We start from the raw sequence: 5,781 nt of genomic DNA, 5'->3' as shown, positions 1-5,781 counted from the left end.
GATGAACACCTGCGCCCATGGTGCCAGATCCGCCACGGGACGCGCCGGCGTGCTGCCGGCCAGCGCGATTGCCGCCATGCAAGATGGTGCGGTGCTTGCCAACTCAGGGCATTTTCCGTGGGAGATCGACACCGAGGGCATGCGTGCCATGACGACCGGTAGCACCGATCTCGACGGCACCTTGCAGCGTCTCGACCTTGCCAATGGCCGGCATGTCATCCTGGTCGCCGACGGGCGCATGTTCAACCTTGCCGGCAGCGAACCGAAGGGCAATTCGATCGAATCCATGGACATCGGCTTCATGCTGCAGGCGCTGTCGCTGGAGCGGGTGGTGAAGGGCGCTACCGGCGAAAGACCGGCGCCAGGCGCGCAGCCGGTGCCCGACGACATCAACCAACGCATCGCCAGGCTGATGATGGCTACGATGGGGGCTGCCTTGTAACTATAGTAGCTCCTGATTCTATCTCTCTGTTTTGACGCAATTCCTGCCGGAAACCGTTTCACACTTTTCCTGGAATTGCTTGGTCCGGGAAGGATTGTGGGGCATGGCTGGCAAGACTGCGGAAGCGCCGGACTATTCGGTACCGGCCCTGGAAAAGGCGTTCGACGTCATCGAGCTCTTGGCTGAGCAGAAGGACGGGCTGAACCAGGGCCAGATTGCCGAGGCGGTCGGCCGCTCGATCCACCAGATCTACCGCGTGCTGCAGGCGCTGGAACGGCGCGGCTATATCTTTCGCGATCGCCCGGCCGGGCTCTATTTCCTGTCGACCCGCATGTTCGAGCTGGCGCACCGGCATGAGCCGCTGCGCGGCCTCGTCCAGGCAGCGCTGCCGTCGATGCGGCGGCTGTCCGACTCCATCCAGCAGTCCTGCAATCTCGGCGTCCACAATGCCGGAAGGGTACTGATCCTGGCGCAAGTGGAAAGCCCGGCGGCCTTCGGCTTCCGCGTCCGCGTCGGCGCCGAGTTCCCGCTGTTTGCCACCGCCACGGGCCGCACGCTGATGGCGTTCCAGCCGCAGGATAGAGTCAACCAATGGCTGCAAGTCTCTGGTGTTCTTGACGAAAAGGCCGAGGTGGAGCGTGCGCTTGGCCGCATCCGTACCGCCGGCCATGAAGAGGTGGCGGACGGGCTGCAGCCGGGTGTCATCGATCTTGCCTTTCCGGTCATCGGGCCGTTCGGCCACTCCGTCGCCGCGCTGACCGTGCCCTATGTGGCGACCACCTACAGCATGCTCGACCTTGCCACCGTGCGCCACCATGCCGCGCAGGCGGCGCAGGAGATCCGGCTGGTGCTGGCGCCCGAGCCATTAGGCCAAAGCGAGGCCTCGTGACCGCTTCGTTCGCGCCGATAACCAAGACCGTCGTCATCGGTGCCGAGCCGGCCAAGGTCTGGCGGATACTGACGACGCCAGAAATGATCCCGCAATGGATGTCCGACGAGGAGTTGACCGTCAGCCTGCAAGGACAGGCCGGCGGCGCGATCGTGATGCGCGGATTGCTGCACGGAATGCCGTTCGAGAACCATGGCACCATCCGCGCTTTTGAGCCGGGAAGGAGCTTCGCCTACAGCTACTGGAGCACGTTGTCGGCCCCGCGTCTGGCGGACGTGCCCGAAAACCACACGGTGGTCAGCTTCGATCTGGCGCCAGCGGATGAGGGAACGCTGCTGACGCTGACGCTCAGCGATTTTGCCGAACCGGCGATCCGTCCGCATGCCAATCTCTACTGGGGGCCGACCTTGCAGATCCTGAAGGCGGTCTGCGAGCGCGTTTGAGGGCGGGCGTCTCCCCGCGGACGGTCGTCCCGCCCTTACTCTTTGGGGTGTCGGGCGAGAGCCAGCGCGCGGATGCGGTCGGCGACGGCGCTGTCGACCGGGTTGTAGACGGTCAGGCTCAAATCCGGCCGGCCGTCGACCGCGAAGCCCGAATATTCCAGTTCGATATCGCCGAGTTCCGGGTGCTTCAGGCGCTTTGTCCCGTCGCCGTGGCTGAGCACGTCGTTTGCCCGCCACAGGGCGGCAAACTCGGGGCTGGCGCTGCAAAGCTCGTCGACGAGTTCGCGCACCTCGGAGACCGCGCCGGCGCGGGCCGCATCGGCACGAAACGAGCCGACCACGAAACGGGCCAGGTTTTGCCAGTCGTGCTGCCTGGCGCGGATATGGGGACTGAGGAACATGAAGCGCAGGATGTTGCGCTCGCCCTCGGGCAGGGCGCTGTAGTCGGTCAGCACGACCCGCGCGGCGCGGTTCCAGGCAACGACGTCCCACGTAGCGGTCCTGACTATGGCGGGGCTGGCATCGAGCGTGTCGATGAGGCGCTGCAGCCGTGGGCTGACACCCTCGGCACCGGTGTAGCGGACCTCGGGCGGGCGCCCGAGCCCCAGCATGAAAAGATGTTCGCGCTCCGCCTCGGTCAGCAGTAGCCCCTTGGCGATGCGATTGAGGACATCGGCCGAGGGTGCGCCGCCGCGGCCCTGCTCCAGCCATGTGTACCAGGTCGGGCTGATGTTGGCGCGTTGGGCGACCTCTTCCCGGCGCAGTCCCGGCGTGCGTCGGCGGCCCGAAAAGCCGAAGGAAGCCGGATCGAGCCGCGTGCGCCGGTCTTTGAGGAACGCTGCCAGCGAGCCGGCGGAATTGGAGGGCATCCTGTTAGCCATTATACCATGATAAGATCACTACTTTAATAGAATAATAGACCAGCAATATTACGCAGGCAACTGTGCAGGAGATTTTGCATGCGTATCTTTCTCACCGGCGCGACCGGTTTCATCGGTTCGGCGATCGTTCCCGAACTCATCAAGGCGGGCCACCAGGTGGTCGGCGTGACCCGCTCCGACGCCGGCGCCGAGGCGCTGGTCGCGGCAGGCGCCGAGGTGCATCGGGGCACCCTCGAAGATCCCGAGGGGCTGCGCGACGGCGCGGCGAAGGCGGAGGCTGTGATCCATACGGCGTTCGACCATGATTTCTCGCGGTTTGCCGAGAATTGCGAAAAGGACAAGCGCGTCATCGCCGCTCTCGGCGCCGCCCTGGCCGGCTCCGACCGGCCGCTGGTGATCACCTCCGGCGTCGGCATGGGCAGCCCTGGGCATGGCGAACTGGCGATTGAGGACGTCTTCAATGCCAGCCACCCCAATCCGCGCATAGCCTCCGAGCTGGCCGGCAATGCGCTTCTGGAAAACGGCATCAATCTGTCGGTGGTGCGGCTGCCGCAGGTCCACAATCCGGTCAAGCAAGGGCTTATCTCGCCGCTCATCGAGATCGCGCGTGAAAGGGGCGTCTCGGCCTATGTCGGCGAAGGCCGCAACCGCTTCTCCGCGGGCCATCTCCTCGATGCGGCGCGGCTTTACCGGCTGGCCGTGGAAAAGCGGCAACCGGGAGCACGCTATCACGCGGTCGGCGAGGAAGGCGTCGAGGTGCGGGCCATCGCCGAGGCGCTTGGCCGGGGCCTGAAATTGCCGGTCGTCTCCATCGCGCCGGAAAGAGCGGCGGAGCATTTCGGCTGGATGGCAATGTTCGCGCCGATGGATCTGCCGGCCTCCAGCGCGCTGACACAGGCACGATTGGGCTGGCATCCGACCGGCCCGACGCTGATCGCCGATCTCGACGCCATGCGGTATTGATGCGCCTAGCAACGTTTGAGGTGAGCCGAAGTCTCTGAACTTCGTCATCCCTGGGCGAAGCAGGAGCGCAGCTCCGTCGCGGAGACCCTGGGATCCATGCCGCGACCTTAATCATAGGGTGCAGCGGAGCAGAATTCTGCACCGCTGCGGGGCTTCCGAGTCCCGGCATGGATCCCGGGGTCTGCGCTGCGTCGCTTCGCTCCTTGCTCCGCCCCAGGATGACGACTTTTCGGGATCATGCTCCAGGGCTGACCGCGTAGCGCAGATGGACGAGCCCATGCGCCAAGGCCTCGCAGCTCATCAGGGACAACTGCATCTTGCCCGCCAGGCCGCTCTCGCCGAACTCGACGAAGGCCTGGTTGGCGGCGCGTCCATCGATCGCGGGCGCCACGAGAAGGCTCAGTTCATCGACGAGCCCGGCCGCAAGGAACGAACCGTTGATGCCGGCGCCGCCCTCAAGCAGCAGCCGGCTTATGCCGAGTTCGCTGCCGAGCATCTCGAGCACAGCCGCGAGATCGATGTCCGCCGCTTCCGACACGATATAGGACACGCCGTCAGCGGCAAGCTCGGCCAAATGGCTGTCGGCGACGTCGCGCCCAAGCAGCACCACGACATGGTCGCCGCCGATGTCGGGTTTGGAAAAATGGAGCTTGCCCGAGGCATCGAGCGCCACGGCATAACTGCCCGCATCCATTTGCGCGAAATGATAGGGCCGGTCGACCTTGCCGACATTGGCTGGTGGGTGCGCGGCGGCCTTGCTCATCTCGGCCATGGTGACGCGGCCGACGATCCAGGCGTCAGCCGCGAGATCACTGTGGATATGTTCGTAGAGGCTCGACCACTCCGCCCGGGTCCCGTCCGGACTTGTCGTGTAGCGGCTTGGATGAAGGCTGCCGTCGAGTGATGCGAGCATATGGCAGACGATTTGCGGCTTCATACGGGTTCTCCAGATCACAAAAACTTCGCGAGTCAGTCCAAGGTAGTGCCGGGCAGAGGGAATGGAAGCCAAGCATCTCAGGGAGATGTTGCCCACGCTGCAAACCAAAATCCGACAATTCCGATAAATTGCCCGGCACCTCTGTTATATCGAGGTTGCACAAATGGTTGACCCTGGGTTAGCATCCCCAGGCAGGCGTCGGTGGGAGGCTCTTTTTACAGCGGCGGCCAGCTGGAGCGGCATGCGTTTTCGGGCGCAGGGAGGATGCTCCACACTTTGAACCGACGCATGATCCTTCCTGAAACCGATCCCGGTTTTCGGGGTCGTGCGTTCTTGTGGAGGAGGATCCCATGAACAGACGTGAATTCCTGCTGTCGTCCGCGGCTTTCGGCGCCATGATGGTCGCCGCGCCCTCGGTGTTTGCGCAGGACAAGCTCACCATCCTTGGCTCGGTGCCCAGTCTCGGCTTTCCGTTCTTCGTGCACATGCTGAACGAGATCTAGGCGGAAGCCGCCACGCAAGGCGTCAATTTGACCGAAAGCGACGGCCAGAACTCGGCCACCAAGCAGACCGCCGACATCGAGGCGGCCTTGGTGCAGAAGGTCAACGCCATCGTCATCTCGCCGCTCGACGTCAATGCGCTGGCGCCGGCCATCGAGGAAGCGGTCAAGGCCGGCGTTCCCGTGGTGACGATCGACCGCCGTGTCGACGGCGTCGAGGGCATCCTCGCCCATGTCGGCGCCGATAACGTCAAGGGCGGCGAGGCGGAAGCCAACGCGGTGGTGGCGGCGTTCCCCAACGGCGCCAAGCTGTTCCATCTGCAGGGCCAGCCCGGCGCCGGTCCGGCGATCGACCGCAACAAGGGCGTGCACAATGTGCTCGATCCGCTGAAGGACAAGTACCAGATCGTCTTCGAGCAGACCGCCAACTTCGCCCGCGCCGAAGCGCTGTCGGTGACCGAAGCCGGCCTTGCCGCCAACGGCAAGCCGGACGCCATCGTCTGCGCCAATGACGACATGGCGCTCGGCGCCTTGGAGGCCTGTGCGGCGCGCAACTTCACCGACGTCAAGATCTACGGTTTCGACGCGCTGCCGGAAGCGCTGGTCGCGGTGCGCGACGGCAAGCTTGCGGGCACCGTCGAGCAGTTTCCCGGCGAGCAGTCGCGCACCGCGGTGCGCATCGCGGTGGCCTTTGCCAAGGACAAGACCGAGCCGAAGGAGAAGCTG

At 64.8% G+C, this 5,781-nt stretch carries 7 protein-coding genes and 1 pseudogene; 6 read left to right on the top strand and 2 right to left on the bottom strand.

Going from position 1 to position 5,781, the window contains the following annotated elements; genetic code table 11:
* The 3 genes and pseudogenes from EN964_RS22060 to EN964_RS22050 all read left to right on the top strand — a co-directional run.
* A pseudogene (locus tag EN964_RS22060) lies at positions 1-442 on the top strand (adenosylhomocysteinase); the annotation flags it as partial.
* A gap of 103 nt (positions 443-545) precedes the next feature.
* The gene (locus EN964_RS22055) at positions 546-1,331 is read left to right on the top strand and encodes an IclR family transcriptional regulator (protein ID WP_127267210.1); all 786 of its coding nucleotides are present in this window, start codon (positions 546-548) and stop codon (positions 1,329-1,331) included.
* Positions 1,328-1,774 (top strand): SRPBCC domain-containing protein, encoded by a 447-nt coding sequence (locus EN964_RS22050; RefSeq protein WP_127267209.1) that lies wholly within the window; start codon positions 1,328-1,330, stop codon positions 1,772-1,774. Before EN964_RS22055 ends, EN964_RS22050 begins: the two co-directional genes overlap by 4 nt.
* A gap of 35 nt (positions 1,775-1,809) precedes the next feature.
* Here EN964_RS22050 and EN964_RS22045 read toward each other — a convergent pair whose 3' ends face one another.
* A complete protein-coding gene (locus tag EN964_RS22045; protein ID WP_164748891.1) occupies positions 1,810-2,643 on the bottom strand; it encodes a helix-turn-helix transcriptional regulator in 834 nt (277 codons plus the stop codon).
* 90 nt (positions 2,644-2,733) lie between these two features.
* Here EN964_RS22045 and EN964_RS22040 point away from each other — a divergent pair, with 90 nt between their 5' ends.
* Positions 2,734-3,618: an SDR family oxidoreductase gene (locus EN964_RS22040; protein ID WP_127267207.1), complete on the top strand. Its 885-nt coding sequence runs from the start codon at positions 2,734-2,736 to the stop codon at positions 3,616-3,618.
* Between the two features lie 235 nt (positions 3,619-3,853).
* Here the strand turns inward: EN964_RS22040 and EN964_RS22035 are convergent, their stop codons facing one another.
* Positions 3,854-4,555: a RibD family protein gene (locus EN964_RS22035; protein WP_127267206.1), complete on the bottom strand. Its 702-nt coding sequence runs from the start codon at positions 4,553-4,555 to the stop codon at positions 3,854-3,856.
* 350 nt (positions 4,556-4,905) lie between these two features.
* Between EN964_RS22035 and EN964_RS39435 the strand changes: the two genes are divergently transcribed.
* Positions 4,906-5,058, top strand: a complete 153-nt coding sequence (locus EN964_RS39435; RefSeq protein ID WP_373565068.1) for a hypothetical protein — start codon at positions 4,906-4,908, stop codon at positions 5,056-5,058.
* A 27-nt stretch (positions 5,059-5,085) separates the two neighbouring features.
* Positions 5,086-5,781: substrate-binding domain-containing protein (locus EN964_RS22030; protein ID WP_373565067.1), on the top strand; the 696-nt coding region annotated here is incomplete at its 3' end.

The organism is Mesorhizobium sp. M7A.F.Ca.CA.001.10.2.1, assembly GCF_003998575.1.
In the GTDB taxonomy this organism is placed as follows: domain Bacteria; phylum Pseudomonadota; class Alphaproteobacteria; order Rhizobiales; family Rhizobiaceae; genus Mesorhizobium.
This window is presented reverse-complemented; position numbering and strand designations above follow the sequence as displayed.

Bases quoted from the DNA above. Each gene is read 5' to 3' on its own strand.
- EN964_RS22055 (WP_127267210.1), top strand. From the start codon at position 546: ATGGCTGGCAAGACTGCGGAAGCGCCGGACTATTCGGTACCGGCCCTG.
- EN964_RS22045 (WP_164748891.1), bottom strand. From the start codon at position 2,643: ATGCCCTCCAATTCCGCCGGCTCGCTGGCAGCGTTCCTCAAAGACCGG.
- EN964_RS22040 (WP_127267207.1), top strand. From the start codon at position 2,734: ATGCGTATCTTTCTCACCGGCGCGACCGGTTTCATCGGTTCGGCGATC.
- EN964_RS22035 (WP_127267206.1), bottom strand. From the start codon at position 4,555: ATGAAGCCGCAAATCGTCTGCCATATGCTCGCATCACTCGACGGCAGC.
- EN964_RS39435 (WP_373565068.1), top strand. From the start codon at position 4,906: ATGAACAGACGTGAATTCCTGCTGTCGTCCGCGGCTTTCGGCGCCATG.